Source organism: Micromonospora sp. NPDC023966, from assembly GCF_040639095.1.
In the GTDB taxonomy this organism is placed as follows: Bacteria; Actinomycetota; Actinomycetes; order Mycobacteriales; family Micromonosporaceae; genus Micromonospora.
Map to the genome: position 1 here is coordinate 81,890 of NZ_JBEZZJ010000015.1, position 18,361 is coordinate 100,250.

At 75.5% G+C, this 18,361-nt stretch carries 17 protein-coding genes; 3 read left to right on the forward strand and 14 right to left on the reverse strand.

Features of this window, described 5'->3' with window-relative positions; translation table 11 throughout:
- Positions 1–7: 7 nt before the first annotated feature.
- The 4 genes from egtB to AB0F68_RS20315 form a co-directional block, all read right to left on the reverse strand.
- Positions 8–1,342: an ergothioneine biosynthesis protein EgtB gene (egtB, locus tag AB0F68_RS20300; protein ID WP_357340470.1), complete on the reverse strand. Its 1,335-nt coding sequence runs from the start codon at positions 1,340–1,342 to the stop codon at positions 8–10.
- Positions 1,339–2,574 carry an ergothioneine biosynthesis glutamate--cysteine ligase EgtA gene (gene egtA, locus AB0F68_RS20305; RefSeq protein WP_357340472.1) on the reverse strand — a complete coding sequence of 412 codons (1,236 nt, stop codon included), beginning with the start codon at positions 2,572–2,574 and terminating at the stop codon, positions 1,339–1,341. Before egtA ends, egtB begins: the two co-directional genes overlap by 4 nt.
- Before the next feature lie 169 nt (positions 2,575–2,743).
- Positions 2,744–3,529: a hypothetical protein gene (locus tag AB0F68_RS20310; RefSeq protein ID WP_357340474.1), complete on the reverse strand. Its 786-nt coding sequence runs from the start codon at positions 3,527–3,529 to the stop codon at positions 2,744–2,746.
- Positions 3,530–3,545: 16 nt separating this feature from the next.
- Entirely contained in the window at positions 3,546–4,187 is a 642-nt protein-coding gene (locus AB0F68_RS20315; protein ID WP_357340476.1) for an RNA polymerase sigma factor, read from the reverse strand.
- A 557-nt stretch (positions 4,188–4,744) separates the two neighbouring features.
- On the opposite strand from AB0F68_RS20315, the gene AB0F68_RS20320 reads away from it, so the two are divergent.
- Complete coding sequence (locus tag AB0F68_RS20320) at positions 4,745–6,148, forward strand: protein kinase (RefSeq protein WP_357340478.1); 1,404 nt, start codon at positions 4,745–4,747, stop codon at positions 6,146–6,148.
- Between the two features lie 79 nt (positions 6,149–6,227).
- Here the strand turns inward: AB0F68_RS20320 and AB0F68_RS20325 are convergent, their stop codons facing one another.
- The 4 genes from AB0F68_RS20325 to AB0F68_RS20340 form a co-directional block, all read right to left on the reverse strand.
- Entirely contained in the window at positions 6,228–8,696 is a 2,469-nt protein-coding gene (locus AB0F68_RS20325) for an FtsX-like permease family protein (RefSeq protein WP_357340480.1), read from the reverse strand.
- Positions 8,697–8,701: 5 nt separating this feature from the next.
- Complete coding sequence (locus AB0F68_RS20330) at positions 8,702–9,466, reverse strand: ABC transporter ATP-binding protein (protein WP_357340482.1); 765 nt, start codon at positions 9,464–9,466, stop codon at positions 8,702–8,704.
- 149 nt (positions 9,467–9,615) lie between these two features.
- Positions 9,616–10,281: a response regulator transcription factor gene (locus tag AB0F68_RS20335; RefSeq protein ID WP_357340485.1), complete on the reverse strand. Its 666-nt coding sequence runs from the start codon at positions 10,279–10,281 to the stop codon at positions 9,616–9,618.
- On the reverse strand, positions 10,278–11,504 hold the full coding sequence (locus AB0F68_RS20340; RefSeq protein WP_357340487.1) for a histidine kinase: 1,227 nt from the start codon (positions 11,502–11,504) through the stop codon (positions 10,278–10,280). The genes AB0F68_RS20335 and AB0F68_RS20340 overlap by 4 nt, the downstream gene beginning before the upstream one ends.
- 12 nt (positions 11,505–11,516) lie before the next feature.
- Between AB0F68_RS20340 and AB0F68_RS20345 the strand changes: the two genes are divergently transcribed.
- The gene (locus tag AB0F68_RS20345) at positions 11,517–11,771 is read left to right on the forward strand and encodes a hypothetical protein (protein ID WP_357340706.1); all 255 of its coding nucleotides are present in this window, start codon (positions 11,517–11,519) and stop codon (positions 11,769–11,771) included.
- 60 nt (positions 11,772–11,831) lie between these two features.
- On the opposite strand, the gene AB0F68_RS20350 is transcribed toward AB0F68_RS20345, so the two are convergent.
- Complete coding sequence (locus AB0F68_RS20350; RefSeq protein WP_357340489.1) at positions 11,832–12,515, reverse strand: DUF305 domain-containing protein; 684 nt, start codon at positions 12,513–12,515, stop codon at positions 11,832–11,834.
- Between the two features lie 138 nt (positions 12,516–12,653).
- Here AB0F68_RS20350 and AB0F68_RS20355 point away from each other — a divergent pair, with 138 nt between their 5' ends.
- Complete coding sequence (locus AB0F68_RS20355) at positions 12,654–14,102, forward strand: hypothetical protein (protein WP_357340506.1); 1,449 nt, start codon at positions 12,654–12,656, stop codon at positions 14,100–14,102.
- Between the two features lie 56 nt (positions 14,103–14,158).
- On the opposite strand, the gene AB0F68_RS20360 is transcribed toward AB0F68_RS20355, so the two are convergent.
- The 5 genes from AB0F68_RS20360 to AB0F68_RS20380 form a co-directional block, all read right to left on the reverse strand.
- Positions 14,159–15,151 carry a linear amide C-N hydrolase gene (locus AB0F68_RS20360; protein ID WP_357340508.1) on the reverse strand — a complete coding sequence of 331 codons (993 nt, stop codon included), beginning with the start codon at positions 15,149–15,151 and terminating at the stop codon, positions 14,159–14,161.
- A 45-nt stretch (positions 15,152–15,196) separates the two neighbouring features.
- Entirely contained in the window at positions 15,197–16,132 is a 936-nt protein-coding gene (locus tag AB0F68_RS20365; protein ID WP_357340510.1) for a PfkB family carbohydrate kinase, read from the reverse strand.
- 39 nt (positions 16,133–16,171) lie between these two features.
- Positions 16,172–16,645 (reverse strand): DUF1203 domain-containing protein, encoded by a 474-nt coding sequence (locus tag AB0F68_RS20370; RefSeq protein WP_357340517.1) that lies wholly within the window; start codon positions 16,643–16,645, stop codon positions 16,172–16,174.
- A 103-nt stretch (positions 16,646–16,748) separates the two neighbouring features.
- The gene (locus AB0F68_RS20375; RefSeq protein ID WP_357340519.1) at positions 16,749–17,573 is read right to left on the reverse strand and encodes a MerR family transcriptional regulator; all 825 of its coding nucleotides are present in this window, start codon (positions 17,571–17,573) and stop codon (positions 16,749–16,751) included.
- A gap of 111 nt (positions 17,574–17,684) precedes the next feature.
- On the reverse strand, positions 17,685–18,341 hold the full coding sequence (locus AB0F68_RS20380) for a helix-turn-helix domain-containing protein (RefSeq protein ID WP_357340521.1): 657 nt from the start codon (positions 18,339–18,341) through the stop codon (positions 17,685–17,687).
- Positions 18,342–18,361: the final 20 nt, after the last annotated feature.

An 18,361-nucleotide genomic window follows, 5' to 3' on the forward strand; every position in this document is an offset into this window, starting at 1 on the left:
CCACCCGTCACGCCGCCTCCTCGGGGCGGGCGTCGCGGGCGCAGCGGAAGCCGCTGAAGATCTGCCGCCGGATCGGGTAGTCCCAGTTGCGGAAGGTGCCCCGACACGCCGACCGGTCGGTGCCGAACGAGCCGCCGCGCAGCACCCGGTAGTCGTCGCCGAAGAAGACCTCCGAGTATTCCCGGTAGGGGAACGCCACGAAGCCCGGGTGGCCCCGGAAGGTGCTCGACGTCCACTCCCAGACGTCGCCGACGAGCTGGTGCACGCCGAGCGGGGAGGCGCCCTCCGGGTACGCGCCCACCGGCGCCGGCCACAGGTGCCGCTGCCCCAGGTTGGCGTGCGCGCCGGTCGGGTCGGCGTCGCCCCACGGGTACCGGCGGGACCGGCCGGTCGCCGGATCCCAGCGGGCCGCCTTCTCCCACTCCGCCTCGGTGGGCAGCCGCTTGCCGGCCCAAGCGGCGTACGCCGCCGCCTCGTGGAAGCAGACGTGCACCACCGGCTCGTCGTCGCGCACCGGCGACCAACGGCCGAACCGGCGGTACGCCCAGCCGTCGCCGTCGCGCCGCCAGTGCATCGGGGCGCTCAGCCCGGCCTCGACCCGGTGCCGCCAGCCGGCCTCGCTCCACCAGCGCGGCTCGTCGTATCCGCCGTCGGCGATGAAGGCGCGGTACTGCCCGTTGGTGACCGGCGCCGCGTCGATGGCGTACGCCGGCAGGTCGACGGTGTGCGCGGGGCGCTCGTTGTCCAGCGCCCACGGGTCGGTGGAGGTGCCCATGGTGAACGGGCCGGCCGGCACCAGCACCTCGCCGCCGACCCGGGCCCGCGGCTCCGGCGGAGGTGGGGCGTGCAGCACCGGAACGCCGGCGCGCAACTGGTGGGTGGCGAGCATGGTCTCGTCGTGCTGCTGCTCGTGTTGAACGATCATGCCGAACGCGTAGCCGTCCTCGACCAGCTTCCGGTCGGTGAACCGGATCCCGTCCAGCAGGTCGTACACCTTCTCCCGGACGGTGCGCACGTACGCCCGCGCCTCGGCCGGCGGCAGCAGCGGCAACGCCGGGCGGTCCTTGCGGGGCTGCTTGAACGCGTGGTACAGGTCGTCGATGTCGCGGCGCACCGGCTCGCGCCCGCCGACGTCGCGGACCAGCCACAGCTCCTCCTGGTTGCCGACGTGCGCCAGGTCCCAGACCAGCGGGGACATCAGCGTGGAGTGCTGCCGCACCAGGTCGTCGTCGTCCACCGCGTCGGTCAGCAGCGCGGTCCGGGCGCGGGCGCGCTCCAGCTCGGCCGCGATCCGGCCGCGCAGCTGTTCGCCCTCCGTGGCCGGCCGCTCGGTCGTGGTCACCGGTGTCCCCTTTCCGCGGCGGCGCGGCGCCGCCGGATCGCTCGGCTCGTCTCGTCGTGGAGCCCGGCCGGCAGGTCCAGCCGGGGCAGGGCCGCCAGGGCCAGGTCGAACAGGGTCGCCGCGGCGGCGGCCAGCGGTGGCTCGGCCAGCCCGTGCCGGGCCGCCGCGGACCAGCGGTCGGCGACCGGGGCGGCGGCGGCCAGCGCGTCCCGGGTGGTGGCCGGATCGGCGAAGAGCGCGGCCAGCACCGCCAGCGGCACGGCCCACTCCCGGTCCGGCTGGGTGTCCAGGTAGCGGACCTCCAGGTAGCCGCGCGGGCGGACCGGCGGGAAGAGCGTGCTGAGGTGGTATTCCAGGTCTTCGGTGGTCGGCGGGCGCGGCAGCGCCCCGGCCAGCCAGTCGGCGAAGGTGACGCCGGGCGGCGGGGTCCAGTCCGGGCCGTCGCCGCGTACGCAGAGCAGCGGCGCGGCGAGCGCGTAGCCGGTCCAGGCGGCGACCGGGTCGCGGTCGGCGCGGCCGGGCGACCAGACCGGGCGGGTGCGCGCCGGGTCCATGGCCAGCCAGGCGGCCATCCGGGTGGAGGCCCAGCCGGTGCGCCGGCCGGCGTGCCGGCCGGCGGTGGCGAAGGCGGCCAGCAGCGGCGGCCCGACGGCGTGCGCGGCGGCCCACCGCTCGGCCACCCGGTCCGGCTCGCCCGCGTCCAGGCAGATCTGGAGCCCGGCGGTGCTGTACATCATCGCCCGACCGGCCGGCCCGTGGCGATCGAAGACGCCGCGCATGGCGCGGTAACGCGGGGTCTCCAGCACGGGATGCGGGGGGCGCCAGGGGTCCATGCCGGTTCGGCCCAGGACGAGGCCGGCGGCGTCCAGGAGGGCTCGCAGCTCGGCGAGGTCCGCCTCGGTGGCCAGGATGAGCGCGGCGACCGACGGTCGCGGCGCGGAGGAGATCTCCACCTGCCCGCCCGGCTCCACGGTCACGGTGCCACCGCGCCGGAGCCCGGCGGCCGGGCTGGTGGGGTCGAGGGTGACGGGGCTGTGCCGTCCCAGCGCCCGGCGCAGTCGGTCGCGGTCGACCGGGCGGGTCGGGTCCGCGGCGTCGTGCACCGTCCATTCCAGCTCGATGCCGGTCAGGGTGGGTGGCCCGGTCTTGAAGCAGATCCTGGCGATGTGCCCGTGGGCCCCCGCCTCGTCCCGCAGGACGGTGATCCGGTCCAGCTCCGGCGACATCACCAAGAGACGGCTCCTCTCCCCGGGCGGGCGACCACGCTGTCGGCCGGGCGCCCCTGCCGTGGCGGCCGGGCGTCCGCGGGTCCCACCATCTTCTGTCTAGCAGACGGAATCCGCGCGCCCGAGGAGATGAATTTTTGTCCGGAATCCGATTGCGGACGGCGGCCGGATCGGCTCAGCGACCGGGGGCGGTGGTCGGCCTGCCGGTCCGCCGGGTCGGGGCGGCGGGCGCGGACGGGGTCGCCTTGTGGGCCGACGGCTTCGGTGAGGCGGCCCTCGGCGAGGCGGGCTCCGGCGGGGCGGCCTCCGGCGACTTCTCCGGCACCAGGGCCAGGCAGTAGTCCTCGACCCGGTCGGCGCCGCCGGCGGCGGAGACCAGGTCGGCGAAGACGTCGGTCTCCAACGCCCGGGCCCGCTGCCGGTCGGATTTCGCCAGGTACGCGCGGCACAGCCCGGCGAGCTGTGCGGCGTCGGCCGGCCGGCCCGGTCCGCCGGATCCGCCGGGTGTCGGCGCGGTGGACGGGATCCCGCCGGACGGCCCGCCGGACGGGGTGGCGCCCCCGGAGTGTGTCGGCGTGCCCGGACCGCTCGCACCGGTGCTGCCGGAGGTGGCCGGGACCGGCGGGGGCGCCGGTTCCGGGTTCCGGTCGAGGCTCACCGCGGCGAACGCCGCTCCGGCGGTGGCGGTGGCGGCGACGCCGGCCAGCACCGCGCCGACCCGGAAGCGGTGACGCGGTCGCGGCGCCGCGGCCGGGGCCGGGTTCGCCCGGGCGGCGCGGAACGCGGCGACCGCTCGCTCCTCACCGGTCAGCTCGCCTGGGTCGGCCGGGGCGGCCGCCGCAGCGAGCAGGAGCGCCAGCGGGTCGGCCGTCGGTTCCGGGGGTGTCCCGGTGCGGGCCGTGTCGAGGAGGCGCTCCGACTCCGCCCGGTCGGCGGGCCCGTCGGACCGGCGAAAGTTCATCCCGTTTTCCTCCACGTCAACCGTCCGCCGGCTCGGCCTTGGGCGCCTGCGGCGCCTGCCGTCCCCGGCCGGTACGGGGCCGGGGCGGGGTCGCTCCCCCGGCCTGGTCCGACGACTGGTCCGCGTCGGTGCGCTGGAGCATGGCGGCCAGCCGGCGCAGCCCGCGGTGCGCGGCGGTACGCACGGCGCCAGCCCGCCGGCCGAGCACCCGCCCGGCGGTCTCCGCGTCCAGCCCGATCACGGCGCGCAGCAGCACCGCCTCCGCCTCGCGGGGCGGCAGGCTGGCGATCAGGGCCAGCGCGCTATCGGTGCCGATGGTCTCGCCCGCTCGCTCGGCGGTGTCCGCGTCCCCGGCCAGTTCGCTGAGCGCCTGCACGGGCACCGGCAGGGCGGGCCGTCGCCGCTGCCGGCGCAGGTGGTCCATGGCGCGGTTGCGGGCGATGGTGACCGTCCAGGCGCGGAACTCCCCGCCGGTGAAGCTGGGCAGGTCACGGGAGATCTGGAGCCACGCCTCCGAGGCCACGTCCTCGGCGTCGGCGCCGACCAGGGCGGTGAGGTAGCGCAGCAGGCCGGGCTGGAGGCTGCGGTAGAGGAAGCGGAACGCCTCCTCGTCGCCCGCCTGCGCGGCGGCGACCGCCTCGTTCAGCTCACCGGTCATGGATCCGCCGTTCCCGCCGTGCCGACTTCCGGCACCGGCGCCCGCCGGTGCCGGTGTGCCCGACGCCCGCCCGGTCGGACGACCGGACCTCCACCCGCACCATCAGCCCCCCGCTGACCTGATCGGCGCCGGCACGGAAGGTGCCGGGCGCCGTATGGAACTACCGCCGTGAGGACGGTCGTCGGCGGACATACCGTACCGGCGGCATGGGGCGGCCGGGAGCCGGGCCAACGCTAGGAGCGGACGTTGGGTTGGACAAGGCGCCGCCCGCCGGCAAAAGAGTGAGAATTGTCTACGGACAGTCGCGGCGCGTCGGTGTAACGAACGCCACCCGGAATGCGCTGCGGTTCGGTGAACCGGGACAAAACACCAGTCCGGAACTCGGACACACGAACTGTCGGACACATTTTCCTGGCCGATCGTACGCGGATCGTCACGGTCAGCCAATCGGTTCGGGCGGGCCCGACCGTTCGGCCGAGTCCCGCCGGGCCGCGCGCCGGTCGTGACGGGAGAGATCGCGGGAAATACTCCGGGGCCGCTCTGGGTACGGTAATGGCGTGTTGACTTCAGACGTCGTGCTCAGCGGTCGGTACCGCCTGGATGACCGTGTCGCCACCGGCGGCATGGGCGACGTCTGGCGTGCCACGGACCTGGTGCTCGGCCGTCCGGTCGCGGTGAAGGTCCTGCTGCCCGCCCTGGTCTCCGACCCCGACTTCATCGCCCGGTTCCGCTCCGAGGCGCGGATCATGGCGTCGCTGCGCCACCCGGGCGTGGTCCAGGTCTTCGACTGCGGCGAGGACGACCTGCCCGACGGCAGCCGGGCCGACTACCTGGTCATGGAGTTCGTCGCGGGCGAGCCGCTCTCCCGCCGGATCGAGGCGGCCGGGCAGCTCGAGGTCGGCGAGACGATGTCGATCGTGGCGCAGGTGGCCCAGGCGCTGCAAGCGGCGCACACCCGGGGCATCGTCCACCGTGACGTCAAGCCGAGCAACCTGCTCGTGCAGGACGACGGCACCGTGGTGCTGGTCGACTTCGGGGTGGCCCGGTCGACCAACGTCACCAGCATCACCAGCACGAACGCGGTGCCCGGCACCGCCCTCTACATGGCCCCCGAGCAGGCCGCCGGGCGTCCGGTCTCCGGCGCCACCGACCTCTACGCGCTCGGCGCGGTGGCCTACTGCTGCCTCACCGGCAACCCGCCGTTCACCGGGGACAACCCGCTCCAGGTGGCGGTCCGGCACCTCGACGACGAGCCGCCGGAGCTGCCGGACGAGATCCCGCAGCCGGTCCGCGACCTGGTGGCCCGGGCCCTGGCCAAGGACCCGGCGGACCGCTTCCCCACCGCCGCGGCGATGGCCGAGGCGGCCCGCGCGGCCGGCTCCGAGGCGCCCACCTCGATGGTGCCAGTGGCGCTGCGCGGCGCGACCGGATCCAGCCGCACCCGCGACGACCTGACCGCCGCGGCGCAGGGGGCGCTGGTTGCCCCGGCCCGCCGGCCGGGCCGGCGCGGCACGCTGGTCGGCGCAGCGGCCGCGGTGCTGGTGGCGCTGGCCGCGCTGGGCGCCGCCCTGGGCGCGGCGAAGAACGCCGAGGCGCCGGCCACCCAGCTCGACACGACCCCGCCGGCGGTCGCCCCGAGCAACTCGGTCGCGGACGCCGCGGTCACCGAGGCGCCGCCGACGGAGGGGGGTGGCCGCAGCTACCGCCCGGTGGGCCCGACCGGCCGGCCCTCGGTCTCGTCCTCGGCGACGCCGAGCCCCTCCGGGAGCGCGTCGGCCCAGCCGACCCCGTCGAGCGTCCCGTCGACCCAGCCCGCCCCGCCGACCACGGCGCCGACCACGAGTTCGCCGCCGGTGGAGACCACCGCACCGACCGAGACCACGACGACCACGACCGCCCCCGCGGGTGGCGGCGACGGCGGGGGCGACGGGGGCGGGGCCCAGCCGGCGTCCGACCGCTGACCCGGCGGCAGCCGGAACAGATCGAGCCGGCCCCGCGCCTGTCGCGGGACCGGCTCGACGCGTCTCGGGCGCCCGGCGGTCACTCCGTGCCGAGAGCCGCCACCACCGGTCGGGACAGCGCGCGCCGGGCCGGCAGGACCGAGGCGGCCAGCGCGGCGACCACCGCCACCGCGACGATCAGCCCGAGCCGCCCCCAGGGCAGGACCAGGGTGAAGTCCCCGCCGAGCTGGGCCAGCACGGCCATCCCGCCGGCCGCCACCCCGATGCCCAACGCGATGCCGAGCAGGGTGCCGACCAGCGCGGTGAGCACCGCCTCGACGGCGAGCAGCGTCCGCATCCCGCCACGGCTCAGGCCGACGGCGCGCAGCACCGCGTTCTCCCGGGTCCGCTCCACCACCGAGAGGGTGAGCGTGTTCGCCACGCCGACCAGCGCGATCACCACGGCCAGGCCGAGCAGCGCGGTGACGAAGCCGAGCACCAGGTCCACGGTGCCGGTGAGCATCTTCTTGTAGGCGGCCTGGTCCAGCAGGTTGACCGTCGGATAGTTGGTGAGCACCGACTCGACGGCGGCCCGGGCGACGTCGGCGCTGACCCCGTCGGCGGGGTCCACCTCGGCCAGGTGACCGCGCTCGGCCGGGAAGAGGCGGGTGAAGTCGGCGTCGACGACGTCCACCGCGTGTCCGGCGGGCACCGAACTGCCGGCCAGGGCCCGGTTGTCGTCGGCCACCACGGCGGCCACCCGGAACGACCGGCCGGCGAGCGGGACCGTGCTGCCGACCGACCAGCCGCGGGCGGCGGCCAGCTCGCGGTGCACCAGCACCGCCCCCGGGCCCAGGTCGGCCGGGTCGCCGGCGTCCACCGCGGACAGGGTCCGCCGGACCAGCGCCGGGTGGGCGGCGCGCACCTCGATCCCGTCGGCCACCCGGGTGCGCTGCTCGTGCACCACGCCCAGCTCCGGCCGGGCGGCCAGTTCCCCGGCCAACGGCGCCGGCAGGTCCCCGCCGATCCCGGTGACCAGGAAGTCCACTCCGATCCGCGCGTCGACCGCGCGCTCGATGCCGGCCTTCGCGCTGCCCGCGCCGACCACGAACGCGGAGACCAGGCCGATCCCGATGACCATTGCGGTGGCGGTGGCCGCCACCCGGCGCGGGTTGCGCACGGCGTTCGCCACGGCCAGCCCGGCCGGGACGCCGAGCAGCCGGCGGGCCGGCAGGCCGAGCACCCGCACCAGCGCCGGCACCAGCACCGGGCCGAACAGCACGATGCCCAGGAAGGCCAGCACCCCGCCCGCGGCGACCAGCGGCACCTGGCCCGTGGCCCCGGCACCGGCCAGCGCGGCCACCCCGGCGGCGAGGACCAGCGCGCCGGCCGTGAGCCGGACCCGGCCGGCCCGCCGGGCGGGCTGCACGGCGGCGTCGGTCAGCGCGGCCACCGGCGCCACCCGGGTGCCCTGCCAGGCCGGCACCGCGGCGGACGCCACGGTCAGCAGCGTGCCGAGACCGAGGGAGAGCAGCACCGTACGGGCGGTCACGGCGACCGGCGTGTCGAGGGTGGACAGCAGCGCGCCGAGGCCCGCGGCCAGCCCCACCCCGGCCAGCACCCCGACCGCCGAGGCGAGCAGCCCGGTCAGCGCCGCCTCGCCGAGGGTGGCCCGGTAGACCTGGCCCCGGGTGGCCCCGACCAGCCGCAGCAGAGCGGTCCGCCGGGACCGCTGGGCGAGCACGATGGCGAAGGTGTTGGCGATCACGAAGCCGGCGACCAGCACCGCCACCGCGGCGAAGGTGCCGAGGAACAGCTCGAACTGCCGCCGGTCGCGCACCGCGTCCGCGACGGCCGCGTCGAGGATCGCCGCGCGGTCCCGGACCACGACCTGCCGCCCGACCGCCGCGCGGACCCGGTCGGCGAGCGCCGCCCGGTCCACCCCGGGCCGCGCGGCCACCATGATCCGGCCGAAGCCGCGTTCCCCGCTCACGGCCAGCGCGTCCGCGCCGGCCAGGCCGATGAACGGGCCGCCGACGTCGCGCGAGCTGCCGGCCACATCGACGGCGCCGACCAGGGTGTACGGCCGGGCCGGCCCGCCGTTCCCGCCGACCCGCACCGGGCTGCCCAGGGTGAAGCGCTGGTCGGCGACGGTCTCCTCGTCGAGCACCAGCTCGCCGGGCCGCTGCGGCAGCCGCCCGGCGACCACGTCGTACGACTGGAGGGCCGGGTCGGTGGGGATCGCGGCGAGGACGGCGTAGCCGAGCACCGGCCGACCGTCGGCGCCCATCACCCCGGCGGTGCCGGTCAGCTCCCCCTCGGCGGCGGCCACCCCGTCGACCGCGCGCACCCGGTCGACCAGGGTCGGCGGCAGCGGCGTGGCGTCGGCGTACGCGGCCAGGTCGGTGTGCCGGTCGAAGGCGCCGGCCCGCTCGTACGCCCCGGCGCGCATGCCGTCGATGAACATCAGGGTGCCGGCGACGAAGGCGACGCCGAGGACGATCGCCAGCGAGGAGAGCAGCAGGCGCAGCCCGTCGGCGCGGACCTGGCGCAGGGTCAGGCGCAGCATCCCGGTCACCGCCCCACCAGCGGCGCGCCGACCTCGAGCCGGGTGAGCGCGTCGATGACCTGGCCGGCGGTCGGGGCGTGCAGCTCCTCGACCAGCCGCCCGTCGGCGAGGAAGACCACCCGGTCGGCGTGCGCGGCGGCCGTCGGGTCGTGGGTCACCATGACCACGGTCTGGCCGAGGGTGTCCACCGCCTCACGGAGCAGCCGCAGCACCTCCGCGCCGGAGCGCGAGTCCAGGTTGCCGGTGGGTTCGTCGGCGAAGATCACCCACGGTCGGGTGACCAGCGCCCGGGCCACGGCCACCCGCTGCTGCTGGCCGCCGGAGAGTTCGGCGGGCCGGTGCCGGAGGCGGTCGGTGAGGCCGACCGCGGCCACCACCCGGTTCAGCCACTCCGGGTCGGGCCGCCGGCCGGCGATGGCCAGCGGCAGCACGATATTCTCCTCGGCGGTCAGGGTGGGCAGCAGGTTGAACTTCTGGAAGACGAAGCCGATCCGGTCCCGGCGCAGCCGGGTCAGCCGGCGGTCGTCGAGGCGGGCGAGGTCGGCGTCGCCGATGCGCACCGTGCCGGCCGACGGCCGGTCCAGGCCGGCGAGGCAGTGCAGCAGGGTCGACTTGCCGGAGCCCGACGGGCCCATCACGGCGGTGAACCGGGCGGCGGCCAGATCGAGGTCGACGCCGTCGAGGGCGACGACCCGGGACAGCCCGGAGCCGTACTCCTTGCGCAGCTCACGGGCGGTGACGGCGACGCCGGTGGTCGGGGTTGCGGACAATGTGGTGCTCCCGTCGGACGGGGATCGGCTGACCTCTCCGACGCTATGGGCGGCACCCGTCCGGTGATCTCCACCTGCGCGCTCGACCTCGGTACGCCGGTGGTCGCCCCCGACCGGGTGGACCCGTACGACCCAGGTCGTACGCCGGGTCAGCCGCCCGGGGTGACCAGCCCGCTCTCGTACGCCAACACCACGGCCTGGACCCGGTCGCGGAGCTGGAGCTTGGCCAGGATCCGGCCGACGTGGGTCTTCACCGTCGCCTCGGCGACGTGCACCCGGGCAGCGATCTCGGCGTTGGAGAGCCCCTGCGCGACGAGCAGCAGCACCTCCCGCTCCCGCTCGGTGAGCTGGGCCAGGCGCGGGTCCTCGGCCGGACCCGGCCCGAGCTGGCCGGCGAACCGGTCCAGCAGCCGCCGGGTGACCGACGGGGCCACCACCGAGTCGCCCTCGGCGACCACCCGGATCGCGGCGAGCAACTCCTCCGGCGGGACGTTCTTGAGCAGGAAGCCGCTGGCCCCGGCGCGCAGCGCGGCGAACGCGTCGGCCTCGGTGTCGAAGGTGGTGAGCACCAGCACCCGCGGGCGGCTCGCGGCCGGCCGGGCGCAGATCCGCCTCGTCGCCTCCACGCCGTCCATGGTGGGCATCCGCAGGTCCATCACCACCACGTCGGCCTCGACCCGGTCCAGCACCCGCAGCGCGTCCGCGCCGTCGATCGCCTCGCCGACCACGGCGAGGTCGGGTTGGGAGTCGAGCACCATCCGGAACCCGGCGCGCACCAGCGCCTGGTCGTCCACGATCACCACCCGGACGGTCATGCCGCCGCCTTCCCTTCCTCGGTAGCCGGCGCCGACGGTAGCGGCAGCCGCGCCTCGACCCGCCAGCCGCCGCCCAGCGTCGAGCCGGCGGCGAGGCTGCCGTCGTACACCCCGACCCGCTCGCGCATGCCGACGAGGCCGTGCCCGCCGGACGGCGCCGGCCGGACCACCGGACGGCCGCGCCCGTCGTCGACCGCCCGGACCACGACGGCGTCCGCGGACCAGTCGAGGCGCAGCTCGACGGCCGCGCCCACCCCGGCGTGCTTGAGCGCGTTGGTCAGGCTCTCCTGCACGACCCGGTAGACGGTCAGCTCCAGGCCGGGTGGCAGGGCGACCGGCGTGCCGGTGGCGGTGTCGGTGATCCGCAGGCCGGCGGCGCGGAAGCGGTCCAGCAGGTCGGGCAGCTCGACCAGGGCGGGCCGCCGGTGCGCCGGCTCGGCGTCGACCGCGGCGTCGGGCTCGGCCGCCGGCTCCGGCCGGCTCGGTTCCCGGAGTACGCCGACGAGGCGCCGCATCTCCTCCAGCGCCTGCCGTCCGGTGTCCGCCACCACCTTGGCCGCCTCCCGGGCGGTGGCCGGGTCCCGGTCGATGGTGAACCGGACCCCGTCCGCCTGCACGATCATCACGGCCATGCTGTGCGCGACCACGTCGTGCAGCTCGCGGGCGATCCGGGTGCGCTCCTCCGCGACCGCCGCGCGGGACTCGGCCTCCCGCTCGCGTTCCAGGGTGGCGGCCCGCTCCTCCAGGGTCAGCACGTAGAGCCGGCGGGTCCGCACGTTCAGCCCGACCAGCCACACCGCGCCGGTGACCAGGCCGTAGTAGAGCGCGCCCGCCCACCAGGGCGCCGGGCCGGGCATCTGCACGGCGGCGAGCAGCACACCGATGGCGGCGACGATCCCGGCCAGGATGCCGTCGCGCAGCCGGTCGGCGTACTTGACCACGCTGTAGAGGGCGATGAGCACGCCGATGTCGTAGGCCAGCGGGCCCCAGCCGACGATCACCTGTAGCAGCGCGAGCACGGCCACCCCGGCCGCCACCGCCGACGGGTGGGTCCGCCGGAACAGCAGGACCAGCGCCATCACCAGGCCGACTGCGGTGGCCGCGACGCCGCCCTGCTGGGCGAAGATCCCCAGGAGGGCGAAGAGGGCGACCAGCCCGGAGACGGCGACGTCGAACGCGACGCTGCGCAGCAGGCGCCCGAAGACGATGCGGTCCACGGTCACCCAGGGTACGGGCTGGCGTGCTCGGCGCCCGAGCCGCGCTGGATCATCCACCTGCCCACCACGCTCACCCGGCTCACCGAGGCCGTCGCGCTGGCCGTCGCGCTGCGCGAGTCGCTGGGCCACGTCACGCACATCGACTTCGGCGAGACCACGCTCAGCGAGGAGGACCGCCAGTTCGTGCGTACCCGGATCTGGTGCGACGCCCGGCTGCCCCACTGCCGCCGCTGCCCCCTCCCGGCCGACCACGACGGCCTTTGCGGCGGGTGAACTCCCGATCTTGGACACTTACCGTTCCTCGCGAACGGCACGTGTCCAAGATTCGGAAGCTCAGGGAGCGATCAGCTCGCGGAGGCGGGCGATCTCGGCGGACTGCTCGGTGGCGACCGAGTTGGCGAACTCCTGCAGCGTCTGGTCCACGCCCACCTTCAGCAGGTCGGTGGACATGATCACCGCGCCCTCGTGGTGCGCAGTCATCATCTGCACGAAGAGCCGGTCGAACTCCGCGCCGCGGGCGGCGGCAAGCTGCCGCATCGCGTCGGCGGACTGCATCCCGCGCATCGCGCCGTGGTCGTGCCCGGGGACCTCCGCGTCGAGCCCGCGCGCGCCGAGCCAGCCCCGCAGCACCCCGATCTCGGGCCCCTGGGCGGCCCGGATCCGGTCGGCGACGGCGCGTACCCGGGGGTCGGCGGCCCGGTCGGGGGCCAGGGTGGCCATCTCCACCGCCTGCTGGTGGTGCGGAATCATCATCCGGACGTACCAGACGTCGAGGCTGTTGTAGCGCGGCGGCGCGCCCTCCCGGACCTCCTGCGCGGCGCGGGTGGCCGCCGCCTCCCCGGGCCGGCCCGGCACCACGACCGGCGGCGCGTCGACCGGGGAGACTGTTGCGGACGGGCTCGCCGCGTCCGCCGCGGGCCGCTCGTCACCCGACCGGGTCAGCGCCACGCCGACCACGACCAGGAGCGCCACCAGGGCTGTGACGGCGAGCCAGACGCGTCCCTGCCGGCCGGTCATACGACACTCCCTCCGGTCGAGGTGACAGCGATCCTATCCATAGACAATCCCGCTTAGATGTGATCGGGATCACATTGATGAATGTCGTCGGCATGTAAGGTGTGGACAATCATCATCCCCTTTCGGAGGGTGCCGCCGATGATCGCCATCCGCACGTCCCGAATCCGGATCGTCAGCCTCGCCGCCGCCGGCCTGCTCGTCGCCGGCGTCGTCACCGCCCCACCCAGCAGCGCCCAGGAAATCTCCCGGGCACAGATCGCACCGGCCACCGTGGACAGCGCCGTCCCCGGGGTCGACGAGATCTCCAGCAGCCCCAACCTGCGGCAGATCGCCAACCTGCCGAAGCAGGCGCCGTTCGACACCTCCGCGGCGTTCGGCACCGACATCGCGTTCCAGGACCGGTACGCGTTCGTCGGCAACTACGACGGCCTCGTCATCTACGACATCTCCCGGCCGAGCGCGCCGACCATCGTGTCGCAGGTGCTCTGCCCCGGCTCGCAGAACGACGTCTCCGTCCACGGCAACCTGCTCTTCCTCTCCACCGACGCGCCGCGCAGCGACGACTCCTGCTCCAGCACCCCGGTGGACCGGACCGAGACCCGCTGGGAGGGCATCAAGGTCTTCGACATCAGCGACAAGACCAAGCCGCGGTACGTGAAGTCCGTGCAGACGTCCTGCGGCTCGCACACCCACACCCTGGTGCCGAGCAAGGACCGCCGCTCGGTCTACCTCTACGTCTCCTCGTACGGGCCGTCGGACACCTACGTGGGCTGTCCGCAGCCGCACGACTCGATCTCCATCGTCAAGGTGCCCGTGAAGGACCCGACCGCGGCCGCCGTGGTGGCCACGCCGAACCTCTTCCCGGACGGCGGCTACCCGGGCATCCCGGGTGAGAAGTCGGCCACCAGCGGCTGCCACGACATCACCGCGTACCCGGCGAAGGACCTGGCCGCCGGCGCCTGCATGGGCGACGGCATCCTGCTCGACATCGCGGACCGGGAGGCGCCGCGGGTGATCGAGCGGGTCCGGGACACCGAGAACTTCGCCTTCTGGCACTCGGCGACGTTCAACAACTCCGGCACCAAGGTGGTCTTCACCGACGAGCTGGGCGGGGGCGGCGCGGCGACCTGCAACGAGGCCACCGGGCCGAATCGCGGTGCGGACGCCATCTACGACATCACCGGTCGCGGCGACGACCGGCGGTTGACGTTCCGCAGCTACTACAAGATCCCCCGGGTGAACGCCGACACCGAGAACTGCGTGGCGCACAACGGCTCGCTGGTGCCGGTGCCCGGTCGGGACATCATGGTCCAGGCCTGGTACCAGGGCGGCATCTCGGTCTGGGACTTCACCGACTCCCGGCACCCCACGGAGATCGCCTTCTGGGAGCGGGGTCCGCTGGCCGCCGACCGGCTGCGCACCGGCGGTTCCTGGTCGGCCTACTGGTACAACGGCCACATCTACTCCAGCGACATCCAGAAGGGCCTGGACGTGCTGGAGCTGCGCGACCCGCGTACCTGGGCGGCCCGGCTGATCCAGGTGCCCGAGCTGAACGTGCAGACCCAGACGGGCTACCTGAGCTGGTGACCCTGAGCTCGTGACCCGTCGGCCGGGTCCGGCCCCCTGGTGGGGCCGGGCCCGGCTCAGCTCATCGGCAGCCGGTAGCCGCGCTCGCCGCCGCCCGCGGTGACCAGCCGCACCTCGCCGGTGCGCAGCGCGTACGTCACCGACCAGCGGGTGTGCGCCTGCCGCACGGCGTCCAGCAGGCGCAACGCGGCCGGGGCGTCCACCGACCCGCCGGCCCGGTCGAGCGCCTCGGCGAGCACGCCGTAGCGGTGGTCGCGGCGTAGGTCGCGGTCGGCCACCCCGACGGCCGGCACGTTGGTCAGCGCCTGCCAGGCGCCCCGGCCCTTCTCGGCCCGCATCGCGCCGTCGACGAACTCGACCACCGCGGACGCGCCGGTGGCGTCGGCGATCAGGTAGTGCAGCGGCGGACCACCGTCGAAGTCCAGGTTGTAGCGCCCGAACACGGCGATCGCCTCGTCCACGGTGGCGGCGGAGTCCAGCACCAGGCGCAGGATGCGTACCGAGCCGACGGTGGGCCGGCCGGGCACCGGCTCCGCCGTCGCGCCGTCGTCGGCGGCCAGCCCGACGGCCAGGCCCCGCTCGTTCATCCCGTCGAAGGGCAGCAGCGGCGCGTTCAGCAGCCGGCGGTCACCGGCCGGGTCGGCGGTGACCCCCAGGTAGGAGATGTCCACCAGGGAGATCGAGGCGTAGCCGTCCGGCGGGTCGGTGCGCAGCACCAGGGCCGGGTTCGCCTCCCAGTCGAAGTTGCGGGCGAACAGCGGCCGGCTCCGGTCGCCGGGGGCGGCGAAGAGCGAGCAGCCGAACGGTGTCGCCTGTGGCGTGCCCGCGACGCCGGCCGTCGGGTCGTAGTCGCCGACGTAGGTCATCTCGTACAGCGGCAGGTCGTCGACCCGGCGCAGGCTGGCCAGGGTCCGCTCGACCTGGCCGGCGTCCTGCCGGGAGGCGGTCGGCGTGCCGGCCCCGGCCGGCTCGGCGGGCCGGGGGCTCCCGGCGCAGCCGGTCGTGACGAGGAGCAGGGCGAGCCCGGTGGCGAGCAGGGTCCTCCGCATGCCCGCGACGCTAGAAGAGGCGGCGGCCGATGTCCATCGGGGACATCAGCGGTCCGGGATTCGGGCGAGCTGCGCCTCGATCGCCTCGCCGGTGAGGGCGGGCCGGCCACCGGGATGGCCCACGGTCGCGCCGGCCGCCGCGACCGCGTACCGGGCGAGCCGGGGGTACGGCTCCTCGCGGAGCAGGCCGGCCGTGACGGCGGCGACGAAGGCGTCCCCCGCGCCGGTGCTGTCCACCGTGGGCGTCTCGCTCAGCGGCACGAAGAGTTCCCCGTCGGGCCAGACGAAGGCGTTGCCCTCCCCCGCCACCTCGACCGCGACCAGCGCCGGCCCCCGGGCGGCCAGTTCCCGGCCGGCGCGCAGCCCCGCCTCGGCGTACTTCGGCGGATCGCCCCCGAGCAGCAGCCCGGCCTCCCGCGCGTCGGCCCGCAGCACGTCGGCCCGGGACAGCAGCTCCACCGCGCCGTCCGGGTCCTCCGGCGCCCCGTCGAGCACCACGAGCCGGTCGGCGTCGCGAGCGGCCCGGGCCGCCGCGAGCGCCGCCGGCAGCGGCTGCTGGAGCTGGACGACCACCGCCCGGGCCGCCCCCAGCACCTCGGCCGCGGCGATCACGTCCGCCTCGGTGAGCAGGGTCGCCTCGGGGATGTCCTCCAGGTACCGCCAGCGGGCCCGGGCGTCCACCACGTCCACGATCAGCGCGCTCGGCGTGTCCGGCCGGCGCAGCACCGGGGCAACGTCGATGCCGTCGCTGCGGGCCCGGCCCAGCAGCCGGTCGCCGACCTCGTCCTCGCCGACCACACCGAGCAGCCCGACCCGGACCCCGAGCTGGGCCAGCCCGACGGCCTGGTTCGCCCCCTTGCCGCCGAGCAGCTCCCGCCGGCACCGCACCGGGGCCGTCCCGGACGGGCCGGGCACCTCGTCCACCAGCAGCACGAGGTCCCGTGCGACCTGCCCCACCACGATCGCGTCCAGTCCGGCCATGCCGGGCTGATACCCCGGCCGCCGCCGGTCACGCCCGGTTCAGCCGCGGACCGCGGCGAACATGTAGCAGCCGTACACCACGTTGCGGCTGTGCAGGCGGTCCACCGCCGGGTCGGCCAGCAGCTCGGCGATGACGGCGTCCGGGTCGTCGCCGTCGTGGTGCCGGCCACCGACGATCCGGCCCCGCCGGTCGTACGCCCGGAGCACCTGGGGCCGCCCCCGCCAGTCGGCCGGGTACGCCGTCGCCTCCGCCGGGCCGGGGCAGTCGACTGCGTGCGCGAAGATCGGCCCCACCTCCCGGTACGGGCCGGGCGGCAGCGGCGGGGCGTACCCGAAGAGCAGCAGCGGCTCGCCCGGGGTGGCGTCGCGGAGGCAGCAGCGCAGCGGCTCGCCGCCCTCGGCGCAGTACCGCTCGGGCGGCTGGCCGGAGGCGTCGCGGCCGGTGCGTCGCACGTCGGCCAGCACGTCGGCGGGCACGGGGCGGATCAGGTACCTGGTGCGCGTCCTCGTCATGCCGTCCAGCCTGGCCGGGAACGCGGCCGGTGGCTGGCGGCGATCGGACCTCGCGTGCCCCCGGTGGGACGGGCCGCCCGCGCGGGCGGCCCGTCCGCGCGGTTCACCGCCGGGAGACCGGGATCTGCAGCTCGGTGACGCCCTTCTCCGGCGCGTCCGCGCAGTAGTCGAGGTAGACCTCGCGGGCGTACCCCTCGGCCCGCCAGCCGTTCTCCTCGATCCACCGGGCGAGCACCCGCATGCTGGTCTCCGCCTCGTCCATCGGGCCGTGGTGCACCAGCGTCGCGGCCGCGGGCAGGGCCGGCAGGTCGACCACGGCCACGTCCCCGGCGGCCGCCGGGTCGACACCGACGGTCACCCCGGCGTGCACGACCACCGCCTCCCCCTCGCCCTCCGGCTCGTACCAGGCGATGCTCGGCCCGCTGGGGCGGACCCGCGCGGCCTCCAGGCGGCGGAACAGCTCCGGGTAGAGCGGCTGGATCACCGGGCTGATGTCCGGCGGCTCGTAGCTGGCGGCGACCGCGGTCAGTTCCGCGATCCGCACCGCCGGGATCTCCTTGAGTACGACGTCCTCGGTGGTCATGCGTCCCTCCGCATCGAGCATCCGGAGTCTCGCCTCGATCCCGCCCAGCCGGGCGGTGTCGGCGGCCACCTGCGCCGCGAGCTGGGCCCGGCGCAGCCGCAGCATGCCGCGCAGCTCGGCGACGTCCAGCCGGTCGTCGAGGATCGCCCGGACCTGGTCCAGGGTGAGGCCCAGCTCCTTCAGGGCGATCACCCGGTTGAGCCGGCCGAGCTGGTCCGCCCGGTAGTGCCGGTAGCCGGTGTGCGGGTCGACGACGGCCGGGCGGAGCAGCCCGATGCCGTCGTAGTGCCGCAGCATCCGGACCGACACCCGACCGAGTGCGGCGAATTCTCCGATGGTGAACATGGCCCCCTCACGCTCGCCCCTGACACGGTGTCAGAGTCAAGCGGCGGAGTCACGGACGGGACGCGACGCGACGTGCCGTACGGCGCGCGGGCCAGGGCCCCGGCAAAGTCATCAGGTGATGCCGAGTTCAGCGGGCCGGGTGCCATCGCGGCGTTCGTCGATACCGGGTAACGGCGCCGCTGGCGGCGGGTGGGGCAGCGGATGAGCGCCCTGCGGGCGTAGGCCGTCAAAGATGATCGAGAGGTATCGGCGCCACAGGTCAGGTGGGGCGTCTGGCACATAGCTGGTGACGTAGTTGGGCGCGCACATCAGCAGGATGACGTCAGCGCCGGTGATGTCGGCTCGGACTGCGCCATGCTCACGAGCCCGATCGACAAGCTTGTGCACGGTGCAGAACATCCGCTCGCGGGCCCGGATTACGTCCGCGTTCAGCTCGCCGGCCTCCTGGAGGAACGACAGGTCGCGTTGCTGCTGCTGGTCCGCGGCGACGGTAAGGAACTCCAGCAGAGCGAGGCCCGGGTCCGCCGCGTCGAGAAGCTGCTCGCCGACGGCGTTGAGCGCGTCAATCCGGTCGAGGACGATCGCGGCGAGCAGGTCGCCCTTCGTGGCGAAGTGGCGGAACACGGTGCCCTTGCCGACACCTGCCCGGCGGGCGATGTCGGCGACTGAGGCATCCAGACCACGCTCCGCGAACTCGTCCGCAGCCGCTGCCAGCAGCAGCCGCCGGTTGCGGGCGGCGTCGGCACGCAACGGGCGGGTCGAGGTCACGTTCCCCACCCTAGCAAGTT

What these genes read in the sequence shown, in the direction of transcription:
- AB0F68_RS20325 (WP_357340480.1), bottom strand. Translation starts at nt 8,696, where the DNA reads ATGCTGCGCCTGACCCTGCGCCAGGTCCGCGCCGACGGGCTGCGCCTG.
- AB0F68_RS20350 (WP_357340489.1), bottom strand. Translation starts at nt 12,515, where the DNA reads ATGACCGGCCGGCAGGGACGCGTCTGGCTCGCCGTCACAGCCCTGGTG.
- AB0F68_RS20360 (WP_357340508.1), bottom strand. Translation starts at nt 15,151, where the DNA reads ATGCGGAGGACCCTGCTCGCCACCGGGCTCGCCCTGCTCCTCGTCACG.
- AB0F68_RS20375 (WP_357340519.1), bottom strand. Translation starts at nt 17,573, where the DNA reads ATGTTCACCATCGGAGAATTCGCCGCACTCGGTCGGGTGTCGGTCCGG.
- AB0F68_RS20310 (WP_357340474.1), bottom strand. Translation starts at nt 3,529, where the DNA reads ATGAACTTTCGCCGGTCCGACGGGCCCGCCGACCGGGCGGAGTCGGAG.
- AB0F68_RS20355 (WP_357340506.1), top strand. Translation starts at nt 12,654, where the DNA reads ATGATCGCCATCCGCACGTCCCGAATCCGGATCGTCAGCCTCGCCGCC.
- AB0F68_RS20365 (WP_357340510.1), bottom strand. Translation starts at nt 16,132, where the DNA reads ATGGCCGGACTGGACGCGATCGTGGTGGGGCAGGTCGCACGGGACCTC.
- AB0F68_RS20370 (WP_357340517.1), bottom strand. Translation starts at nt 16,645, where the DNA reads ATGACGAGGACGCGCACCAGGTACCTGATCCGCCCCGTGCCCGCCGAC.
- AB0F68_RS20315 (WP_357340476.1), bottom strand. Translation starts at nt 4,187, where the DNA reads ATGACCGGTGAGCTGAACGAGGCGGTCGCCGCCGCGCAGGCGGGCGAC.
- AB0F68_RS20335 (WP_357340485.1), bottom strand. Translation starts at nt 10,281, where the DNA reads ATGACCGTCCGGGTGGTGATCGTGGACGACCAGGCGCTGGTGCGCGCC.